The sequence below is a fragment of the Idiomarina sp. T82-3 genome (assembly GCF_001577655.1).
GTDB classification, from domain to species: Bacteria; Pseudomonadota; Gammaproteobacteria; order Enterobacterales; family Alteromonadaceae; genus Idiomarina; species Idiomarina baltica.
Window position 1 is genome coordinate 1 of sequence record NZ_LSBQ01000011.1, and the last position, 20,513, is coordinate 20,513.

At 45.7% G+C, this 20,513-nt stretch carries 18 protein-coding genes and 1 tRNA gene; 8 read left to right on the forward strand and 11 right to left on the reverse strand.

Translation table 11 applies throughout. The features are described 5' to 3' along the window. Nucleotides 1-58 precede the first annotated feature (58 nt). Nucleotides 59-781 (reverse strand): cache domain-containing protein, encoded by a 723-nt coding sequence (locus tag AWU56_RS08050; RefSeq protein WP_286682208.1) that lies wholly within the window; start codon nucleotides 779-781, stop codon nucleotides 59-61. Nucleotides 782-916: 135 nt separating this feature from the next. On the opposite strand from AWU56_RS08050, the gene AWU56_RS08055 reads away from it, so the two are divergent. Both AWU56_RS08055 and AWU56_RS08060 read left to right on the forward strand, forming a co-directional pair. Beyond that, nucleotides 917-1,426, forward strand: a complete 510-nt coding sequence (locus tag AWU56_RS08055) for a fasciclin domain-containing protein (RefSeq protein WP_006955757.1) — start codon at nucleotides 917-919, stop codon at nucleotides 1,424-1,426. Nucleotides 1,427-1,526: 100 nt separating this feature from the next. Beyond that, nucleotides 1,527-1,778: a hypothetical protein gene (locus AWU56_RS08060; protein ID WP_286682209.1), complete on the forward strand. Its 252-nt coding sequence runs from the start codon at nucleotides 1,527-1,529 to the stop codon at nucleotides 1,776-1,778. On the opposite strand, the gene AWU56_RS08065 is transcribed toward AWU56_RS08060, so the two are convergent. Then, complete coding sequence (locus tag AWU56_RS08065) at nucleotides 1,749-4,841, reverse strand: efflux RND transporter permease subunit (protein ID WP_286682210.1); 3,093 nt, start codon at nucleotides 4,839-4,841, stop codon at nucleotides 1,749-1,751. The two genes, AWU56_RS08060 and AWU56_RS08065, sit on opposite strands and share 30 nt — an antisense overlap. Further along, nucleotides 4,834-5,907: an efflux RND transporter periplasmic adaptor subunit gene (locus tag AWU56_RS08070; protein ID WP_286682211.1), complete on the reverse strand. Its 1,074-nt coding sequence runs from the start codon at nucleotides 5,905-5,907 to the stop codon at nucleotides 4,834-4,836. Before AWU56_RS08070 ends, AWU56_RS08065 begins: the two co-directional genes overlap by 8 nt. A gap of 89 nt (nucleotides 5,908-5,996) precedes the next feature. On the opposite strand from AWU56_RS08070, the gene AWU56_RS08075 reads away from it, so the two are divergent. Further along, nucleotides 5,997-6,188 (forward strand): zinc ribbon domain-containing protein, encoded by a 192-nt coding sequence (locus tag AWU56_RS08075; RefSeq protein ID WP_071462751.1) that lies wholly within the window; start codon nucleotides 5,997-5,999, stop codon nucleotides 6,186-6,188. A gap of 2 nt (nucleotides 6,189-6,190) precedes the next feature. On the opposite strand, the gene AWU56_RS08080 is transcribed toward AWU56_RS08075, so the two are convergent. Then, a complete protein-coding gene (locus tag AWU56_RS08080) occupies nucleotides 6,191-6,754 on the reverse strand; it encodes an FMN-dependent NADH-azoreductase (RefSeq protein WP_006955751.1) in 564 nt (187 codons plus the stop codon). Between the two features lie 99 nt (nucleotides 6,755-6,853). Between AWU56_RS08080 and AWU56_RS08085 the strand changes: the two genes are divergently transcribed. After that, the gene (locus AWU56_RS08085; protein WP_286682212.1) at nucleotides 6,854-7,768 is read left to right on the forward strand and encodes a LysR family transcriptional regulator; all 915 of its coding nucleotides are present in this window, start codon (nucleotides 6,854-6,856) and stop codon (nucleotides 7,766-7,768) included. Between the two features lie 181 nt (nucleotides 7,769-7,949). On the opposite strand, the gene AWU56_RS08090 is transcribed toward AWU56_RS08085, so the two are convergent. Then, nucleotides 7,950-8,945, reverse strand: coding sequence for a YeiH family protein (locus AWU56_RS08090; RefSeq protein WP_286682213.1), 996 nt, complete (start codon nucleotides 8,943-8,945; stop codon nucleotides 7,950-7,952). Nucleotides 8,946-9,040: 95 nt separating this feature from the next. Here AWU56_RS08090 and AWU56_RS08095 point away from each other — a divergent pair, with 95 nt between their 5' ends. The 3 genes from AWU56_RS08095 (at nucleotide 9,041) to fabA (ending at nucleotide 13,096) form a co-directional block, all read left to right on the forward strand. Next, nucleotides 9,041-9,898, forward strand: coding sequence for a LysR family transcriptional regulator (locus tag AWU56_RS08095; RefSeq protein ID WP_286682214.1), 858 nt, complete (start codon nucleotides 9,041-9,043; stop codon nucleotides 9,896-9,898). A 674-nt stretch (nucleotides 9,899-10,572) separates the two neighbouring features. Beyond that, the gene (locus AWU56_RS08100; protein WP_286682215.1) at nucleotides 10,573-12,486 is read left to right on the forward strand and encodes an AAA family ATPase; all 1,914 of its coding nucleotides are present in this window, start codon (nucleotides 10,573-10,575) and stop codon (nucleotides 12,484-12,486) included. 97 nt (nucleotides 12,487-12,583) lie between these two features. After that, the gene (gene fabA / locus AWU56_RS08105; RefSeq protein ID WP_272977596.1) at nucleotides 12,584-13,096 is read left to right on the forward strand and encodes a 3-hydroxyacyl-[acyl-carrier-protein] dehydratase FabA; all 513 of its coding nucleotides are present in this window, start codon (nucleotides 12,584-12,586) and stop codon (nucleotides 13,094-13,096) included. Nucleotides 13,097-13,167: 71 nt separating this feature from the next. Here fabA and rmf read toward each other — a convergent pair whose 3' ends face one another. The 5 genes from rmf to rlmKL form a co-directional block, all read right to left on the reverse strand. Then, nucleotides 13,168-13,344, reverse strand: a complete 177-nt coding sequence (gene rmf, locus AWU56_RS08110) for a ribosome modulation factor (protein ID WP_006955790.1) — start codon at nucleotides 13,342-13,344, stop codon at nucleotides 13,168-13,170. Nucleotides 13,345-13,521: 177 nt separating this feature from the next. Next, nucleotides 13,522-15,246, reverse strand: coding sequence for a DUF3466 family protein (locus AWU56_RS08115; protein ID WP_006955791.1), 1,725 nt, complete (start codon nucleotides 15,244-15,246; stop codon nucleotides 13,522-13,524). Between the two features lie 5 nt (nucleotides 15,247-15,251). Then, on the reverse strand, nucleotides 15,252-17,174 hold the full coding sequence (gene uup, locus AWU56_RS08120; RefSeq protein WP_006955792.1) for an ATP-binding cassette ATPase Uup: 1,923 nt from the start codon (nucleotides 17,172-17,174) through the stop codon (nucleotides 15,252-15,254). Further along, nucleotides 17,171-17,401 (reverse strand): glutaredoxin family protein, encoded by a 231-nt coding sequence (locus AWU56_RS08125; protein ID WP_006955793.1) that lies wholly within the window; start codon nucleotides 17,399-17,401, stop codon nucleotides 17,171-17,173. The genes uup and AWU56_RS08125 overlap by 4 nt, the downstream gene beginning before the upstream one ends. A gap of 8 nt (nucleotides 17,402-17,409) precedes the next feature. Then, the gene (rlmKL, locus tag AWU56_RS08130; protein ID WP_286682216.1) at nucleotides 17,410-19,539 is read right to left on the reverse strand and encodes a bifunctional 23S rRNA (guanine(2069)-N(7))-methyltransferase RlmK/23S rRNA (guanine(2445)-N(2))-methyltransferase RlmL; all 2,130 of its coding nucleotides are present in this window, start codon (nucleotides 19,537-19,539) and stop codon (nucleotides 17,410-17,412) included. 181 nt (nucleotides 19,540-19,720) lie between these two features. Here rlmKL and AWU56_RS08135 point away from each other — a divergent pair. After that, a tRNA-Met gene (locus AWU56_RS08135) sits at nucleotides 19,721-19,797 on the forward strand. 109 nt (nucleotides 19,798-19,906) lie between these two features. Here the strand turns inward: AWU56_RS08135 and AWU56_RS08140 are convergent. Then, the gene (locus AWU56_RS08140; protein WP_006955796.1) at nucleotides 19,907-20,455 is read right to left on the reverse strand and encodes a cell division protein ZapC domain-containing protein; all 549 of its coding nucleotides are present in this window, start codon (nucleotides 20,453-20,455) and stop codon (nucleotides 19,907-19,909) included. Nucleotides 20,456-20,513 lie beyond the last annotated feature (58 nt).

Genomic DNA, 20,513 nt, shown 5'->3' on the forward strand with positions numbered 1-20,513 from the left:
AGGAAAACACTGGGCTTTATTCAGCCAGACATAATTTTTAAAGAGCAATTGCAACACGCTAAGAGCGAGTGTTGCAGTTATTAGTTGAATCTAGGTTTTCCATCGCTTGATTAATGGCTTTTAATGGACGCACGATACTTCGAATAATTAATAAAAAGAGAACGAGCAATGGCACTGATAGAAATATCGCCAGTAACACTAGCTTAAAAAATTGCGCCCAAAGTAGGTCGGCGATGTTATCAACGTATTGGCCGGTGCCGACAATCAAGTTCCATGGCTGAAACACTTGCACTCGACTGATCTTATCAACCAAATTATTCTTGTCGGCACCTTTTTGCCAAATATATTCAACCGTTGCGCGATCTTGATTTTTTACCCCGTCCACCATTTGTTGAAATAGTCGCGTACCGTTGGGATCTTTGTAATCGAGTACATTTGTACCCACAAGTTGCTTAGCAAATGGATGTTGCACCATGTCACCGCTACGGTTGATGGTGAAAATATATTCTTCTCCCTCGTAGCGGATTTCATTAAGACGGGCAAACGCGCGTTGTTTGGCTTGGGTTTCAGTCAGTTCACCTTGTTCTTGAAGACTATGATAGTAGCTTATAACGCTTATCGCAGAATCCAGCACGGCATCAAGTTTGTGTTTTTCCTCATCGACAAATACACCACGCAGAATAAACATCATAAAGGCAACCATCAGTGCGGTGCCAATAGCTGCGATGCCGAGCAGGGCAATGAGTCGTTGAACGATCGAGTAGCGATTGAGTATAGCCATGTTTGCTCCAATGCAGATAACGCTTCCTAAATAGGTTTATCGGCAAAATTACAGAATATTTACAGTTTTATTTTTAATCGAAATCAAACACGCCGTCGTATTATTCGATGCCCTAATTATTCGAGGAGGCATATTATGTTTCGTAAATTCATGTTTGCAGTAGTAGGCGGTGTACTCGCATTTTCATCAACCCAAGCGTTGGCCGATCATCACGGTGGTAAAAAAGAGATGAAAGGTGATTGGGATATTGTACAAATTGCATCTAAAGATCCGCAGTTCTCAACCCTAGTCACGGCAATTAAAGAAGCCGGTTTAGTGGGCACGTTGAAAGGTGATGGTCCATTTACCGTGTTCGCACCGACTAATGATGCGTTCGCGGAGCTTCCAGACGGCGCACTTGACGAGTTGCTTAAAGACAAAGATAAGTTGCGTGCGGTACTGACTTATCACGTAGTGCCTGGCAACATTATGAGCGCAGATATCAAAGGTAAAACCACCGATGTAGAAACCGTCGAAGGCTCTACTATTGCCGTTGATGCAACAAATGGCGTAATGATAAATGATGCGATGGTCATTAAAGCGGATATCAAAGCCAAAAATGGCGTGATCCACGTAATTGATGCCGTGTTAATGCCTGGCCAATAAGTTTAGATTTCCCCCCTAGAAACTAAGCGGCAATGATATTGCCGCTTTTTTTATGTCCGCTATGCTATGCTCGTTTAATTACAATGAAAACGAGATAACTATGCTAAAAGCTGCACACGTATGCCTTCTAATAAGCACCTTACTCTTATCACCTTTAGCTTCGGCAGATGTTGTATCAAGCGATAATACTGGCTTTCATGTCAAACAAACGCATCGCTATGAAGACGACGCGACAAATGCGTATCGAGTATTTGTCGATGACATAGATAGCTGGTGGCCCGTTGATCACACTTGGTTTGGTGCCGACGGAACGTTAATGAGCTCATTTACTAAGTTTACTTCGCAAGAATAGTGCCGTTAATGCCGGTAACGTCGTTACTGTAACGATGGCTGCGCCCATTAAGCCAAACATCACGATGGTGCCGACTCCGCGATAAAGCTCGGTACCTTCGCCCGGGATGAATACTAACGGTGCGATACCGCACAAGGTAGTCACTATCGTTATGGCAATCGGGCGGATACGACTTTTCAATGCGCCGCTCAACGCTTCTTGAACCGAACACGCTTGTTGATGTTTTAAGTAAAGCGTGCGCTCAACAACGAGTATGGGGTTATTGATCACGGTACCCATGAGAATTAGGAAACCCAGCATCGTGATCATGTCGAAAGGTTGCTGAAATAAGCCAATTCCATTAAGCAGGGCTAATCCAGCGATACCTGCACTGATGCCCATGGGAATCGTCGTCATGATCAGTAACGGATGTCCCCAGTGAGCAAAAATGGCCACCATGAGTAAATAAACAATAGCCACCGCTAACAGATAATTCTCCATCAGTGCAGCTTGTGTCTCGGCAAGCTGGTCCGCTGCACCTGACAATTGTGTAGTCATGTCGTTAGGTATGACTCCTTGTTCACGCAAATAGCCAATAACATCGTTGCGAACTTGCTCGACACCTTGCTCCAAGGCAACCGATTCAGGTGGAATGATATTTAAAGTGACAGTGCGACGACTATCTACGCGCCTTACAGTACTCGTATCCACCGTCTCCACAATATCGGCAACGGATGATAAAAATATTGGCCGTCCATCGCGTTGAATGACTGGCAGGCTATCGAGATCCGACGGTTTTACTGACGTTGCCTGATCACTGAATAGATACATATCAATTTTGTCATCCCCCCGAAAGAACTCACCCACAAAGGCGCCATCCGAGAGGGAAGCCACAGCACTGCCAAGCACCTCAGCACTGATATCCAATTCGCTCAAGCGGTCCCAGTCCGGCTTTACCTCAATCAGTGGTTGCGCCAAGGTTAATGCATTGGGTGTTGTTTGAATTCGGGGTTGCTCAAACACCACCTGACTGCGTTGATAAATTGCGCGCGCAGCGGCGTACAAAGGTGCTAGCTCGTTGCCCGAGACATCGACATTGATGCTTCGCGTGCCACCATCATTACTACTGATAATCGAACCTTTCGCAGCAAACGCGCGCATGCCAGGGTAACGTTCATAGACTTCAGTGATGCGCGCCATGAGCTCATCGATGCGGTCGGGATCACGGGTTTCTGCAATAATACGCATATTGGTCGGCTGCACACTGTAGGAAATTGTTTTAAGTGCGGGGATAGTAAGCCCGCTCCGTTTGACTTCAGTGTTTTCTGTGACCAATGCAGGGTCAAAAATAGCGCGGATCTCTTTAGCGATATTCGACATGGTAGATAGGTTGTAACCCGGTGGCGCTGACATCGTCGCGAAAGTCTTAGCTTCTTCACCTTCCGGCAGATATTCAGCAGGGGGCATTAACCACCACCAAATACCAACAACAACGACCGTAGTAATTCCCACTGTGGTTAGACTGCGGCCTCGGTGCTTATATAGCTTTTCAGTACGTGAAGTGATGGCATCTGCCCAATCCATATTTTGCTTTTTAAGTGGTGGAGGAAACTGAGCGGCTAATAGTGGAACCAGTGTGACGGAAAGGATCATCGAAGCGACGATTGCTGATGAAATCGCTATTGCGACATCAGAATATAACTGTCCGGCTTCCTGTTGAATAAATAGAATGGGTAAAAAGACTAACACCGTTGTCAGTGTCGATGTGAGTACTGCCGTCCAAACCTGCTTGACGCCATCAATGGCCGCCTGCATGGGTTTTTTATTTTGCCGCCGCTCGTGCTCAATACTCTCAAGTACCACGATCGCATTATCGAGCGTCATTCCAAGAGCGAAAGCGATACCTGCAAGTGAGATTACATTAATCGTGCGATCAAGGAGTAGTAAACCAATAAACCCTGCCAGGGTACAAATCGGAATACCAATCACCGCCATCATGGTGCCACGGAAGGTTCGCATGAACGCGTACATGACTATTGTGGCGAACACCGCACCGATCAACAGGTTCACTAATACATTTGAGATTGACTGTTCGACATACCGTACATCATCGGAATTTAAGATAATCTCCATACCCGCAGGACGCAGTAATTCTTGGTTAATGCGCTCCACCTCGTCAAGCATGGCGTATTTAATATCGATAACATTACTGCCGCTTTCGCGTTGGACTTGCAGACTCAGCACTTGATTGTCTTTAAACCAAGATTCGCTGCGCAGTTCAAAGTGGGAGAGGGTAATTGATGCAACATCGCTCAACCGCACTAATTGCTGGCCATCACGACGAATAATAGTATCGCCGATATCCTCTAATGCATCGTAACGTCCCGTTGTGCGAAGCAGGTATAGCCGTTTACCTTGCTCTAAATCGCCGGCAGAGGTGTCCTGATTCCGAGCGCGTAACACGCGCTGAACATCAGCGACTGAAACGTTGTGTTGAACCAATGCTGCATCATCAAGCTGGATTCTTACTTGTCGCTCAGCACCGCCGCTTACCTCAACTTGAGAGACGCCGGTAACGGACGACATGCGCGGTCTTACATTGTCTTCGATGTAATCCCGCATCATTATCATGTCCAGTTGCTGAGGATTTCCCTCAACAGGCGCCACTCGGAAGTACATGAACGCATTACTCGAGAATGAGGCGGCAAAAATCTTAGGTTCATCGACATTTTCTGGATAATTTGGCACTTGAGTTAACGCATTGTTAACCAGTATTAATGTTTCGGCAACGTTGATGGAGTACGGAAAATCCAATTCGATGGTTGCTTGCCCTGTACTCGCCGTGCTTTCCATGCGCTGTAAGTTCGGAATCGTTCTTAAAAACTCTTCCTGCTCGATGAGGATTTCCTTTTCAATATCTTGCGGTGTTGCTCCTGGCCACTGTGTCTGAACACTGATGGTTCTGACTTCAAGATCGGGGATCATCTGGATTGGAATGCGAAACGCTGCCGTGATACCAAGCAGACAAAGGATCACGACTGCAACGATGGTCGTGTGCTTATGTCGGATGAGCCATTCAATCATATTGATCACCCGATACGATGGTTACTTTATCCCCATCATTCAACGATTCATTTCCACGCACAATAATCTGCGTAGTTTCAGGTAAACGTTCTTCAATGGCTATAAAGTCGCCAAAACGGTAGGTCACGTTAACAAACTGCTGCTTTGCGAGCGTTTGATTACCTTCGCTCTCAACCAGCCAAATCGATGTCCGTCCGTCACTGTAGCGTATCAGCGCATCCTTGTTTATTACCGTGCTTGGCTCTGACAGCTTTACTTCAAATTGAACATCAACGGGCATACCCACATAGAGCCTATCGGCCGGGAATTCACTGATGCGTACTCTAAAAGCGCGTTCACTGTTTGTCGTCGTCGGCACAATATCCGAAATGGACGCCTCATATTGCTGTATATCACCGGAAAGATCTTTGCGAACCACGGTTACATCGGTCGTTTTATCAACATACGGTAAGTAACGAAAAGGTAAGAAGGCATCAATGTATAGCTTATCCAAACGCGTTAGCTCAAACGCCGAGGTGCCAGGCGTTACCCATTCACCTAGATCGATATAGCGCGCCGATACAACGCCATCAAACGGCGCTTTTAACGAATGAAAATCAAGTTCAACTTGTGCACGCTGCAACGCCGCCTTACGGCTTTCTAATTCAGCGCGTGCCATATTGAGCGCGGCACGAGCGCGTCTAAGTTCACTTTTTGCCACGGATTGACTCGCGGTGAGTGCGTTCAGCTCATCAAACTGTTGTTGTTGATCATCCAATGTCGCTTGACTTGCGCGCACTTGCGCGCTCAACTCCGCCAACTGTGCTTCGCTTTGTTGTTTATCGAGTTCCGCGATAGTGTCGCCCTGAGATACTTTGGCGCCCACGTCAACGTTGTGGGCTTTAAGTAGGCCTTCCACAGCAAAGCTCAGCTGGCTTTGTTCTATGGTATTTACAACCGAAGGTACACGCACTTCCTTTATCGGTGCACGAAAGTGAGCCTTATCAACGGTCACTTGCGTATCTTGTGCTACAGTCAATGAAGGCATAGCAACTAGCGATGCAAATAGAAAAGTATAGGGTTTCATAACAGCCTGCGGTCGTTATTGAGTTTACTTGTATACGCGAAAAACGACGCGGTTGGATTTTAATCATTGCCGTGTACTGGAGTGTAGCGATGAGTTTAGCTGAAGCAAGAACGTTTGAATGCCCATATTGTATGGCCATTAATGAACTCGAGTTAGATTGGATTAATGATTTAGGCACACGCCAAATCGTCGACTGCCAGATTTGCTGTCAGCCAATAGAATTAGAGATCTTACAAATAGGGGACGACGCGCAACTGATTGCGCGCCGCGATGACGAATAAGTTTATAACTGTTCGATTTGCTCGGCTGCGTTTTTGAACCCTTGTTCGCGTGCTTCATCACCCATGTTCATGCCTTCAGCACGTACGACCTCGACATCCGTGATGCCAATAAAGGCGAGGGCATGTTTAAGGTAGCTTTCTTGATGATCAAGTGCAGTTAAATCGCCTGTTGAATACACACCGCCACGGCCTGAGGCAATAATTGCTTTTTTGCCCTTAAGCAGCCCTTCAGGACCTTGCTCGGTGTACTGGAAAGTCACACCAGCTTGTAAAACACGGTCAATCCATGCTTTCAACTGAGACGGAATAGTAAAGTTGTACATCGGTGCACCAATCACGAGTACATCAGCCTCTTGTAACTGGCTTACGTACTTGTCGAAATGCGGTTTTTCTTCAGCCAACAACTCTTCTGCTGTTAGATGACCAAGCGGGGCTTGAATAAGGTCAACATGGGTGACGCGTGCGTTCTGATTGCTTGCTTTTAACTGCGCTACAACATCAGCGCTGAGCTTACGGCTGACTGATTGCTCGACGAAAATACCAGAATCTACGTGTAAAATGTTCATAAACCACCTCCAATTATTTGATACTGCTATTGTATGGTGTTCCATAAAATTAAAAAGATGTCTAAAATGAGAACTCTCGTTCCATAATTGGTACACTCTATGGCGCTTCCGGATATCACTAACTATTATTTATTCGCCAAAGTGGTTGAGGCTGGCAGTATTTCATCTGCGGCTCGGGCGTTAAGCTTGCCCAAAGCCACGGTGAGCCGGCGATTACAACAGCTCGAAACAGAGCAGGGCATGCGTTTGTTTAACCGGTCTCAGTCGGGGGTGCGGCTCACCGATGTAGGCGAAGCTTTTTTATTACATTGCCAGCAACTGGTCGAAGCCGCAGAAAGTGCACAGCAAGTTACCCAGCGCTTATTAGAAAAGCCACGCGGTCGAGTTAATTTCAGTGCGCCTTATGCATTAAGCCAAAGTTTACTTGTGGATGTATTGCCCGAGTTTATGACACTGTATCCAGAAATAAACATTAATTTAGTAGTAACTAATCGCCCGATTAACTTAATTGATGAAGGCATCGATGTTGCTTTACGGGTGCGTCCAAATATTGAGGACTCGAGTTTAATTGCACGTCCATTGAGCGAATCGCCACTGACATTATTTGCCGCACCGGCATTGCTAGAACAACACCCAATAAACGAGCCTAGCGACTTATTAGCACTGAATCATTTGTCTTTGCATTACACCAGCGGTCAGTATCGTTATTTGTTGACCCACGAGAAAGGCGAGCAGCAAACCATTAAATTTGAGCCACGGCTAATTACCGACGATATGATTGTTTTGCGTGAATCGGCTATCAAGGCACAAGGTGTAACCGCATTACCAACGTACTTATGTAATGAAGCCGTACAAAACCAACAATTAGTGCAAGTGTTACCCGAATGGACATTGCCAGTGGGCATTATGCATCTCACGTATCCACACCGACGCGGATTACTGCCAGCGGTACGCGTGTTGATAGATTATCTCACCGAAAACTTACCCAAACGCGCCGAACTATTTAATTACTGACAGCCATACGCAGGGCGGCGCTCACGTAAAAATGTGTAGGTCACACGTATCATTGTCATTAAAAAAGCCCCCCAAAGACCACGAAGGCCAGTTTCCAAATAACACGTTGTCGACTTTGCTATTGGTATGGCTACCGCTGTCAAATAGAAAAGGCGTTAATATTTCTTTCCATCATGCGATGTCATCCAAATGCTGCGAGTCCAAATCCTAAAACAAGCAACAGCACAAATAATATAGCCGCTAAACCAAACGCTTGAAGCCCCCCTTGTTTGATTACACTAAAGTGAGTAAGTATACCTAAAGCGGCCATAGCCACACATAGCAAATACATTGCCACGCTCGATAAAATATCGATGAATGATGACGGTAATATTTCAAGCGAATTAATCACAATGACGCCGATGAATAAAAATGCGAACCAAGGAACCGTGATTCGTTTCTCAACAGTAGATACGTTCGAACCTTGAAAACGGTACTTTGTCCAGATAGCAACAATCAGTAGTACTGGAACCAGTAATACGACGCGAAACATCTTTTCTAAAACAGCAATATGCGCTGCTGATTCACTTATTGCATCTCCTGCAACAACCACTTGAGCGACCTCATGGATGGATACGCCAGCCCAGAGACCATATTGGTGATGCGTCAAGGGTACTAATTCCAACAATATCGGAAGCATAAGCATTGATAATGTGCCAAAGACGACCACTGTGCTAATGGCTGTCAGAACTTTGTGCGGCTTTGCATTAATGATCGGTTCGAATGCGGCGACAGCTGCCGCACCACAAATAGCACTCCCAGCTGCAACCAATATGGATTGCTCAGTATCTAAACCAAACAGCCGTATTCCCAGCCACACACCTACGCATAGAATCGTTGCTACCATGATAACCGCACTGAGTACACCATATAATCCAATATCTGCAAACGCTTGAAACGTAATATTGAAGCCGTATAAGACGATCGCGGTTCGCAAGACAGTGCCTTTTGCTACGTTCAATCCAGACGCTAACCGAAATTTCCAACCGTTGGGTAAAGCGTGGCTTATCACTATGCCTAACGCAATACTTATTAGAAGCGGAGATACCGTTTCTAAAAATGAAATTTGATGCTTTCCCCATAATACAATGGCGGCTATACCCATTGATGCGACTAGCCCGGGAATTATATTTTTCATGTGTTCCTCATCATTATCTTTTCCTAGTATTAAAACTATATCTCAATTAATATTGAATAAAACAAATTATAAATCGATAAAGATAAGTATTATTTATGATTAATTTGAGGCAACTATACATTTTTTCAGTGGTCGCAGAGTCGAATAGTCTCGCGGCAGCCAGTGAGCTGTTGAATATGACGGCTGCTGCCGTTTCGTTAAGTCTAAAGGGGTTAGAACAACAACTTAATACCCGTCTACTTCAACGCGCGCCTGGCAGAAAGAGTACAGACAAAACTATCTTGTTGACAGCAGAAGGAATCTGGTTGAAGCGAAGAGCGCAAGACATCTTAGCGCTTGAAAAAAGCACTCAAACGTATTTTAAGCAACGACAGGAATCTGAGCCGACAGCGCTGAACATTGGCGCGAGTCAGACTGTTGGAAATTATTGGCTGCCCGGTTATATTCGGGACATCAAACAACGCTATCCATGCTGCCAAGTCAACGTTTTTATCGGTAACACTGATGAGGCTTTAGATCGTGTGCAAACATTTCGTGACGATATTGCCCTAGTAGAAGGCCCAAATCACCATAATGCATTGAAGAGCCGATGCTTTAAAAAAGATAGTCTCATGCTTATCGCGCCACCTGACAACGACTTTGAGTCACTACAAACCGCGCCTTGGTTGATCCGGGAACGAGGCTCAGCAACGCGAAAATATACCGAACAACTATGGGCAGAATTAGCCATCGAACCAAAAGACGTGACACAATTAAATACCAATGAAAGCATCATTCATTCTGTAGCATCAGGTGTCGGTATCGCTTATGTTCCTCGAATCACGACACCTCTTCTATTGGATGCAGCTCTGATAAAAGAGATACCTATAAATAATAATTGTTATCGCTCCTTGTTTATTGTGAAACATAAGGAGCGGGACTCCGAGTTGGCTTGGATCGACGGACTAGTTTAGTCTCGTAATTACAACAAATCTAATTATAGGTATTCTGAATAACTGCATTATGGAAGTAGGGCGTTTCAATCGCTGTATTGGTTTCTCATTATTTAACTGGTAAAAAGTCAGCCTTATGGCATTGGCTTAACCGTCCCTAGCATGCCTGTAGCTTCTGTTGGCGAGGAGATGCAGGCTCGGTTTCAGCCTTATACAGTCTATGAAGTCAAAAAAATGACCCAGTGACACACTGTTCAGCAGATAGATAACGCCTGGTACAAAACCAAATGACAGGGTGTGCAAAAAATCACAATGACACGTGCGAACTGCAAATGTGAGCACTTCACCTTGCTCTTATGCTGATATACCAATAATTTAACATAATATACATTATACGCAATCATTAATATGGTAGTTTGGGGCGGTCGATAAGCGGCTTCGCTCGCTCGGCCCTTGCCGTAGTCGATTTAAGGATTTCGACTCTAAAATGCGCCTGTTTATTCAGGCGCTGCTACGTGAAATTTTGTCCAGTTTTGGCTGTTATGTATCGCAGATTTTGCGTACGAGCTTTAGCAATATCGTCGTGCTATTAGCTAACAGCTAAAGCCAACCTGTGCTAACATCGGTCGATTAATTTCATCTAAGATTGTTGTGGTCATATCTAAGCTGGCCATAGGATAAGGAACTCGATTTATATGCAGCTGAGCGCTTCGCAACTAACTCCTCAAACACACACATGGTTATCGCAACGGCCGAAAGAATGCAGTTCACAATTGCTTGTCGGTCAACAGCGTGCCTTAAACGGTTTAGCGGCCGCTTTACGGCAAACGGGTGCTTACGGTCACTGTTTTGCGATCGTCCCTCGTGGCTTTAATCATAGAGAGGTATTTGATGAGTGTTTTGCGACGACCACATGGCAACACAGTCGGTGGTTTGATTGGCTTTATTTAGCTGACCCGGACGATGCGTTGCGCCCGCTGTGTGTCAATGTGCCATCGGGTAACGCGTTTGCGGTAATTGGTGCGTTACAACACATCTTGCAGCAACCGCTCGATCAGCGCGATGAGCTTGTCGAAGAACTGGTTACGTCGTTCGATACACGCGCTCTACGCGACTATATCCAACGTGTTAAGCAAAAAACCTTTGATGATTTTGCGTCCGACCAATTTGCGACAGTGGTTGTCGGACATGAGCACCCTGCTCCTTATTATTATTGTGATCGGGTATCAGAATCGCAGTTATTCGGCCAAATGGGTGTACAGTCCATTGGTGGCACTGTGCGTTCAGATCTTCACCTTTTAGAGCCCGGTTGGATTCTAAAAGCCAATGGCGGTGTCCTAGCCATCGATATTGATGCTTTGTTGGACCAACCGGCAATGTACAAGCGTTTAAAAGAAGTGCTTAAGAGTGGCTATTTTGAGTGGCCGCAGCCCACCATGGAGGCGGGAGCCGCTTATTTTTATCGTCCAGAGCCGGTACCTATCGATATTAAAATCATCTTGGTGGGAAGCCGTAGCAGTTATGCGACGCTCACTGACTATGACGACGACTTCAGCGATCTATTCCCGTTTTTAGCGGACTTTCAGTCGCGTTACGACACAACACAGCAGCCCGTTTCAGAATATTTTAAATTCCTCGACTATGTATGGGATGTTGCCGACGTATTGCCATTAACCGAAGACGCATACGCCGCTGTGCTAACGGAATTGTCGCGCTGGGCTGAGCATCAACATGAACTGAGCTTAGATGCCATCGCCCTCCTTCAATTGCTTAAACAAGCGAATGCCGTTGCCTCACACGAGGAAAAGACACAAATAGACAGTGACAGCATACGTAGTGTCGTGAAACAGCAACGTGAGCGCGGTGGTTATATAGAAGAAGTGAGTCGGCGCAGTATTCTAAATAATGAAGTCCGTATCGATACTGCGGGTGAAGTAGTGGGTCAGGTGAACGGTTTAACGGTCGTCAGTGTCGCTGGCGTGGAGTTCGGCGAGCCATCGCGGATCACGGCAACCATCCATTATGGCGATGGCGATATTATCGATATCGAACGCAAATCGGAGCTCTCGGGTAACATTCACACAAAAGGTGTGATGATTTTGAGCGCTTATTTGGCACATCATTTTGCACGCCATGAACCCATGTCGGTTTCTGCTACGGTGGTATTTGAGCAGTCTTATCATGAGGTCGACGGTGATAGCGCCTCCTTAGGTGAGCTCTGCTGCTTAATCAGTGCACTTGCTGATGTCCCTTTTAAGCAGTCGGTTGCGCTGACCGGTGCGATTGACCAGTTTGGTCAGGTGCAAGCGATTGGCGGTGTAAATGAAAAAATCGAAGGCTTTTTTGATTTATGTGCATTAAGAGGCCTCGATGGCAGCCATCGTGTGTTGATTCCAGAGTCAAACCAAAAGCAGTTGGTGTTACGGCCGGATATTGTCCAAGCAGTCGAACAAGGTCAGTTTCATATCCATACCGTTGACCACGTTGATGAGGCGTTGTCATATTTATGTGATATGCCTGTGAAAGACTTATATCGGCAAGTCAAACTAAACGCACATCATGAACAAGAATCGGAGAATCGTTCATGGTGGCAACGCTGGTTTAGTTGATTCAAAGCAACCACTTCCACTAATCGGAGTTGTTTAGCGTACAGCTGTACGCTAAACTGCAATCTGATTTCAGTGGTATACAACATAAAAGGTCGTTATGAATCAATCGAGTTTTTCTCGCGAAGATCTGATTGCATGCAGTGAAGGCGAATTATTTGGCCCAGGTAACAGTCGCTTACCCGCCCCTAACATGTTGATGATGGATCGCATCGTGAACATTACCGAGAAAGGTGGCGCGCATGACAAAGGGTTTATTCATGCAGAATTAGATATTAATCCTGACTTGTGGTTTTTTGACTGTCACTTTAAGGGTGACCCTGTGATGCCAGGTTGTTTAGGCCTAGACGCTATGTGGCAATTAGTTGGGTTTTATCTAGGTTGGTCAGGTGGCCCCGGTCGTGGACGTGCGCTTGGTGTGGGTGAAGTCAAATTCACGGGTCAAATCTTGCCGCACCATAGCAAAGTCACCTATAAGATCGACATGAAACGTGTCATCAAGCGCAAACTTTTCATGGGTGTGGGTGATGGCGTAGTCGAAGTTGACGGCCGCCCTATCTATACCGCTAAAGACTTAAAGGTTGGTTTATTTACCGATACCAGTACATTCTAAAACGATGTACCAAGTGCAATAAAAAAACGCCGGCTACTTGCCGGCGTTTGTATATTAATTTGCTGAGACATTTAGCGGAACAAGCCGGTCCCCCTAGCCTCCATGGCATCTCGCCAACCGCCTAACCATTGAGACCTGAAGTCGTCTTGGGTTTGATACGGACACTGATCCTTCGAGCGTCCTGATAATCCGGCTTTAAAGCCTTGAGTGTGGGCTCTTTCAAAGCGATCACGCTTCTGTCTTTTCATAAAACTACCCCTTTTTCACTTTCTTATTCGGTTGTGATTATCAAAAGAGCGCATTAACTAATGCCCTCCCTATAATTGATAACGCGAAACCAGGATAGTTCAATGTGAAAAAGTAACACAGCCTACTTGAAAAAACTTAACAAGTTGAAACTGTGTTACTTTTTTATGATATTTTCGTTATGATTTTTTGATATTTTTTAGCTGACGACGGCGCGAAAGTGTAATAAAGAAACCGAGTAGCGATAATCCCGCTAGCGGGAAGCCGCCAAAACTAGCGCCACTACGCTCTACTTTATTCTCTTCTTCACGACAGTTGTTCAACTCACCTTCGATCGGATCCATCTTGATAGTAACTGAAACCTGGCGGGTTTGAGTGTTCCCTTCACCATCAACGTACTCTTCAGTTTTAAGTGCCGAAGCGACGACCTCGCCAGAGTCTGTAATCGCGCGTGCGTCGACTATAAAGTACGGGCTGTCACACGCAATGGCATCGTTAAGGTTAATGAACTCAGCGTTTTCGGCAGCTGTATCGTACACGAACCCAACCCGGCGACGCGATGACGATAGCGAAGGCTCGATCTCTCCTGTACCGACCACTACGCCATTATTATTAATATCACTGGGCACCGTTGACGACCCCTCAAAGAAACCCGGTAACGTTTCGAGCGTGGCGCTATCCACGTCATAGTAAAAGCCTGTGTTTCTCAAATTTGCGGCGCGTGTTGAAGTTAAATAGCCGACAACACGATTGTTGTCGTTTATCGCATTCGCAGAGCCCCAATAATATTCATCACTCTCAGTGACTGGAATAGCTTCGCCATCAATAAAAATGGCTGGCATGCGAATGGGACCACGACTAGGGTGATAAGTGAAACTCTGACCAACAGCGATACCATTATTGTTGACAGCAAACGCGTAGCTTGAGAAGTCAGATTGATCGTCTTCGCGGCGCTCCGCAAGCGTGCCTAGTTCAGTGGATGAAATCACTTCACCGTTTGCATCTAACTGCCACAAAAAACCACGAATATCGTAAATCGAACGCCGTGAGGCGTAATTTGAACGACTGTAGAATAAAATCGGCGCAATGTTATTCGCTGTAGCGTTGTGCAAGTCTATCCACAGCTCAGAGGCACACACTTCCAACGGTCGTGTTTGTATCGCATCGCTATCTTCGGCAGGTGTACAGTTGTCGATAGTCGTGGTCGCGCCAGGGCTTAGACCAATACTGGCATAGCCTGCAGCTAGTCCGCTATCATTTACGTCCATCAATGCGCTCTCGCCACCCAATACAGATTGGTCAGGTGGCGCGATGGTGGTCGTCTGGCCATCTTGATACCAAACACCTCGAGAAATAAAATCTCGCACATAGTATGTGCGCGTGACATCTTCATCATCCGCATTTTTATACGTGAACTCGACCGGTTTATAAGCACCGTACCCCATCCCCACAGCGGTATTCGCAGCGTTGATACTGTTTAAGTGCGTTATTGTGGAGACATCATCAGGTTGATCAAAGAAAGACACTGACTGGGTCACACCGTCATACATAAACGCTTGATACGGCGCAATCGACTTTTGCAGAAAGTTATTGTTTACGTTAGCGGCCAACGCGTTGACGATGTAATCATATTGAGCAGGCGTCAATTCAGTCACCTCTTCAATATCTGTAATACCCAAAGCCGCAAGCTGCGTCGCAGTTAATTGGCTTAAATCGATGTCAACATTGGTCTGAAAACTTGAGACACCAACGATGAATCCTTGCTCGTTTAAGTCACGCGGAAAGCTATTACGAAAGTTATCCGCCGTTGCAATTTCTTCAATTGAGAACGTATCCGCGCTTGCCGTAACACTGCAACCTGCTAATACACTCGCTACCAATAAATGCTTAGAAAATGGTTTCATCACGATTAACTACTCTGTTTTGATAAATTTTCGAGTTCTTCCCAACGCTCTAAGTAGCTCATTAACTGCTCCTCTAGAGCGCCCGCTTGCTCCATCACGGGCTGCGTGATATCAATGGGTTGAGAGAAAAACTCCGGTTCGTTCATTTGTTGCTGCAAGGTTTCGATGTCACTTTCTATCTTTTCTATTGCTGCAGGCAACTCATCGAGTTCACGTTGTAACTTGTAGGATAACTTTTTCTGCTTTGTTACTGAACCCTTGTTATTACTTTGTTCTGAAGACGGCTTCTCTGACTCTTTAGACGCTGATTTTGTTCCATCATTGGGCAAACTTTTACGAGCGAGATAATGCTCAATTTCAGAGAATCCCCCGAAAATCTCGGTGATCTGACCTTCACCCTCAAATAACAAAACGGAGGTCGCCGTATTATCCACGAATTCACGGTCGTGACTTACTAATAAGACAGTGCCTTCGTAATCCGCAATAATCTGTTCGAGTAACTCTAAGGTCTCTATATCAAGATCATTAGTCGGCTCATCGAGTACTAAAATATTGCTTGGTTTTAGCAATATTTTAGCCAGCAAGGCACGGTTGCGTTCACCACCAGATAAGGCGCGTACCGGAGTCCTTGATTGTTTGGGACTAAATAAGAAGTCTTGCAAATAACTGAGAATATGACGTGGACGACCTTGAAACACAATGTCCTGCTTGCCATCGCCCACGTTGTCCATCACCGACTTTTCAGGATCAAGTTGGGAGCGGTGCTGATCAAAGTACGCGACTTCCAGATTTGTACCGAGCTTAATATTTCCCGCATCAACGGCTTGTTCGCCCAAAATAACTTTAATCAGCGTACTCTTACCACAACCGTTAGGTCCCACAAGCGCCACTTTATCGCCGCGCTGTAGCAGTAAGTCAAGATCACGAATGATCGGTTTATCAAAGCTCAGTTCAACATGTTCGCCCTCAAACACGCGCTTGCCAGACCGCTGCGCTTGATTGACCTGCATCTTGGCATTACCTTGCAACTCACGTCGCTGCGCACGCTCCTTACGCAATTGCTGTAGAGCCCGAACGCGTCCCTCATTACGAGTTCTACGTGCTTTAATTCCTTGGCGAATCCAGGTTTCTTCTGCCGCGAGCTTTTTATCAAACTCAGCGTTTTGTGATTGCTCAACTTCTAGCAACTCCTGCTTTTTCGTGACATAGCTGTCATAGTTACCTGGAAATGAAGTTAAAGCGCCGCGATCCAAATCAACGATTCGTGTCGCAAGTTTACGAATAAAGGCACGGTCGTGACTAATAAATAAAATCGCACCGTTAAATTGCAGTAATTGCTCTTCTAACCACTGCACCATTTCGACATCCAGATGGTTAGTCGGCTCGTCAAGTAGCAACACATCAGGATCAACGACGAGCGCACGCGCGAGTGCAACACGACGCAACCAGCCGCCCGATAATTGCGACATCGATACGTCGGCAGGCAGACTTAAGCGCGTTAAAACCTGCTCGATACGAGTCGCAAATTGCCAGCCATTCTTAGCATCGATCTGTGTTTGCAGACTATCGAGCGCTTTCATCATTTCATCACTCGGATCGTCTGCAATCATATTTGATAAACGATGAAACTCGTTTAATTTCTCGCCCACATCGGCTAACGCCTGAGCCACATAATCATAAACCGACATTTCGAGTTGCGCGGGCGGGTCTTGAGGCAACCGGGTGACTATCGTATCTCCCACATACTGAACTTGACCATCGTCTAAGTGAATTTCTTGATCGATGACCTTAAGAAGCGTCGACTTACCCGCGCCATTGCGTCCGACCAAACAAACTCGCTCACCAGCCTCTAAAATAAACTCAGCATGATCCAGAATTGCATCAGCGCCAAAAGCCAGCTGTGCATCCTGAACGCGTATCAAACTCATGATTCAATAAACTCCTTTGCCTTTTGAGCATCAAAAGGCCAACGCAGCTCGTTATCATTGGCATCAACTAACACCGGAACGAGCCAACCATATTCTTTTTGCAATCTTTCATCCGAACAAATATCGACAACACTCAATTCAATCGACTCATCTAAATCTATTTGATTGAGCAGCAGTAACGCCTCTTTACACAGAGGACAATGTGGCTTAGTTAATAAATAAAACACATTTCCACCTAGTACTCTTTACTAATAATGAAGTAGTGATGAATCCCTTTATGACGTTTAAAATCTTCAGGGATAGAGGCCTCAGTTTGGTTATTTACCGAATAACCCGCCTTCTCTAAACCCGCTTCATCAATTTTAAACTTCTTGCGGTTGTTAGAGAATAAGATCACGCCGCCCTCGTTCAGCAGTCGTCCAGCCGTTTTAATTAAGCCAACATGATCGCGCTGAATGTCCAGCGTACCCGTCATGCGTTTTGAGTTACTAAATGTTGGGGGATCGATAAAAATGACGTCGTAACGTCTGTCGTCGCGTTGATCACGCATCCAAGTAAAACAATCGGCTTGAATAAACTCGTATTGACGACCACGCAACCCATTCAAATGAAAATTACGCTCACCCCAAGCAAGGTACGTTTTCGACATATCTACCGACGTGACCGAATGCGCACCGCCCAACGCCGCTTGCACTGAAGCGGTACAGGTGTAACTAAATAAGTTCAGAACATCGAGATCTTCGCACTTATCAAACAGCTCTTTCCGAACCAAGCGATGATCGAGGAATAAGCCAGTGTCGAGATAGTCGGTCAGATTAACCTCAAACTCGGCGCCATATTCCTGCACGTTGAAAATAACACTATCTTGTTTCTGACGATTGCGACGCTCGTATTGCTCTTGCCCTTTCTGCCGTTTACGCACCTTTAATACAATGTGGCTTGAATCAAACGGCAAAGTCTCAGCGACCATTTCCACTAAGTGCCAAAGACGATCGGTTGCAACCCCATCAGGAATAGTTTTGGGGGGCGCATACTCTTGTATTACTAAGTGATCGCCATAGATATCAATCGCCGCATTATATTCCGGTAAGTCGGCATCATAAACACGCCATGCTTCGAGCCCTTCTTTACGCGCCCACCTGCTAAGTTTTGAATAATTCTTTTTAAGCCTGTTAGACAAATCTTCAGATTGACTTTCTGTAAACTCAACTTGCTCTTTAGTTAGGTCAAATAGCGCCAATGTGGTGGCGATCGGACCGTTCATAAACGCATATTTTTTATGACTACGCAGTTTTAGACGTTTTAATAATGTCTCGTCGCCAGCAAGAAGTGCTATTTGCCAGCCTAAGAAAGACTGTTTTAATCGACGGCCCAAACGGCGGTATAGTAATAGTGTTTCGACTTCTTCACCGAGGCGTTCACCATAAGGCGGGTTTGCAATCAGAAGACCTTGATCAGCAGGGGCCTGCATATCAAGCACATCGGATGTATCAAATTGAATAAATTGACCAAGCTGACAGCGGGCCGCATTTTCTTTCGCAATACCGATGAGTTTGGGATTCATATCACTGGCATAAAAACGCGCAGTCATCGTGTTGCGACCTTCCTTAAAGCGCTTTTCAGCGTCTTCAAGCACACTGTGCCAAATACTGCGGTCATGCCCTACCCATCGCAGGAAGCCCCAGTCGCGCCGGTTTAGGCCCGGCGCTTGATCGGCCGCTATCATGGCGGCTTCAATCACCAATGTGCCCGAACCACAGAACGGGTCAAGGATAACAGGTTCATCGTGTTCTAATTGTTGATGAATTCCAGCACGTATGAGCACCGCGGCTGCCAGTGTTTCTCGTAGTGGCGCTTCACCTTGTTGTTTGCGATAACCTCGCTGATGCAGCCCACCTCCAGAGAAATCTAAAGACCAGATAAGTTCATTCTTGTGATAACGCGCGTTTACTCGAATATCAGGAACCTGTTTATCGACATTCGGGCGCTGTGCGTTACGACCCCGAAAAAAGTCAATAATACCGTCCTTAACGACCTGGGCACCAAACTGCGTGTTACGTATCTCATCATTGGTGCCATGAAAGTCAACGACAAAGCTATGTGTATCACGCATGACCTGTGTCCAATCGAAGACACTAATCGCCTGCTGAATCTGTTCTGCGTTGAGTGTTTCAGCGCGGCCTAACTCGACGAGCACACGACTAGCTAAACGCGACCATAGAGCAATGGTGTACGCAAGTTTTAAGTCTGCATCGACATAGCACCCCGCCTGAGTCACAGTAATTGATTTGGCACCGAGCCCCTGCAACTCATTCTCTAATAATTGTTCCATGCCTTTTGCGCACGATACAAATAAACGCAACATAGTTTATTCCATTCAGTAATTTGGCCGCGATTATAGCGTTTCTCAATCAATGTGTCTTTAAAACACTGTAAACTGAACAAAGGTTGTTCGGTATGTGTGTTTTTTATGCATTTGAACTGTATTTTATTAAAAAGCGCTTGCGCAAGCGGTGGGACATGTATATTATGCACCCCACATCGGACGCGGGGTGGAGCAGTCTGGTAGCTCGTCGGGCTCATAACCCGAAGGTCGTAGGTTCAAATCCTGCCCCCGCAACCAACTCCGATGCCTTCATTAAGCATTTCTAGCTGTTACCAAGATCACATCTTCCATAAAAGTATTCTCGGCACACTATCGAAAGCACTCAATTGACTTCACGCGCAGTAATTTATGCGAGCTGTTGGCTAGATAACATTGTTTGACGCATTTCTAGGGTCGAGGGAAGCAACCGATTATGAAGCACTTTGATGACGTGATACTGTTTAATCGTTTTAATCGGTGACAATTTCATATCACCTGACAACAATAGACATGAAGCAAATTCATCATCACGGTCGATTATCAAGAATAAACCGTCATCAAAACCGCTATTCAATTCACAGATATGACGTTCGGGCGCCCATTCTTCAATGTTCGACTTTTGAAAATGCCAACTTTGAGGCATTTGCGGACACCCAAAACGAACAAATGCCGCTGCGCACAACGATGCCTCTTCGACACTCGTACCTAAGTCATCTGTTGAGTAACCTTCTAATACATCGACAAAATTCTGTAAGAGAGTCAAATCTTCAACATTAAAAGGCGCAGAGCAAAAATCGACATTCACGAGTTGTTTGCCTTTATAAGGCAAACGGAAAGGTGCGCCATCCCCCGCCTGAATTGACAGTGGCTGAGCTTTATCGTCGTATAGCCAACACATGTGTTGATTAATTTCCAACTTGCACACCTTTATTATTATGAATGTTGTTATAAATTTGGCAAATAGATTACCCAAA

Bases quoted from the DNA above. Each gene is read 5' to 3' on its own strand.
- AWU56_RS08050 (WP_286682208.1), bottom strand. From the start codon at position 781: ATGGCTATACTCAATCGCTACTCGATCGTTCAACGACTCATTGCCCTG.
- AWU56_RS08080 (WP_006955751.1), bottom strand. From the start codon at position 6,754: ATGAACATTTTACACGTAGATTCTGGTATTTTCGTCGAGCAATCAGTC.
- AWU56_RS08055 (WP_006955757.1), top strand. From the start codon at position 917: ATGTTTCGTAAATTCATGTTTGCAGTAGTAGGCGGTGTACTCGCATTT.
- AWU56_RS08095 (WP_286682214.1), top strand. From the start codon at position 9,041: ATGATTAATTTGAGGCAACTATACATTTTTTCAGTGGTCGCAGAGTCG.
- AWU56_RS08065 (WP_286682210.1), bottom strand. From the start codon at position 4,841: ATGATTGAATGGCTCATCCGACATAAGCACACGACCATCGTTGCAGTC.
- AWU56_RS08090 (WP_286682213.1), bottom strand. From the start codon at position 8,945: ATGAAAAATATAATTCCCGGGCTAGTCGCATCAATGGGTATAGCCGCC.
- AWU56_RS08070 (WP_286682211.1), bottom strand. From the start codon at position 5,907: ATGAAACCCTATACTTTTCTATTTGCATCGCTAGTTGCTATGCCTTCA.
- rmf (WP_006955790.1), bottom strand. From the start codon at position 13,344: ATGAAAAGACAGAAGCGTGATCGCTTTGAAAGAGCCCACACTCAAGGC.
- AWU56_RS08115 (WP_006955791.1), bottom strand. From the start codon at position 15,246: ATGAAACCATTTTCTAAGCATTTATTGGTAGCGAGTGTATTAGCAGGT.
- fabA (WP_272977596.1), top strand. From the start codon at position 12,584: ATGAATCAATCGAGTTTTTCTCGCGAAGATCTGATTGCATGCAGTGAA.
- AWU56_RS08060 (WP_286682209.1), top strand. From the start codon at position 1,527: ATGCTAAAAGCTGCACACGTATGCCTTCTAATAAGCACCTTACTCTTA.
- uup (WP_006955792.1), bottom strand. From the start codon at position 17,174: ATGAGTTTGATACGCGTTCAGGATGCACAGCTGGCTTTTGGCGCTGAT.
- AWU56_RS08100 (WP_286682215.1), top strand. From the start codon at position 10,573: ATGCAGCTGAGCGCTTCGCAACTAACTCCTCAAACACACACATGGTTA.
- AWU56_RS08075 (WP_071462751.1), top strand. From the start codon at position 5,997: ATGAGTTTAGCTGAAGCAAGAACGTTTGAATGCCCATATTGTATGGCC.
- AWU56_RS08085 (WP_286682212.1), top strand. From the start codon at position 6,854: ATGGCGCTTCCGGATATCACTAACTATTATTTATTCGCCAAAGTGGTT.
- rlmKL (WP_286682216.1), bottom strand. From the start codon at position 19,539: ATGTTGCGTTTATTTGTATCGTGCGCAAAAGGCATGGAACAATTATTA.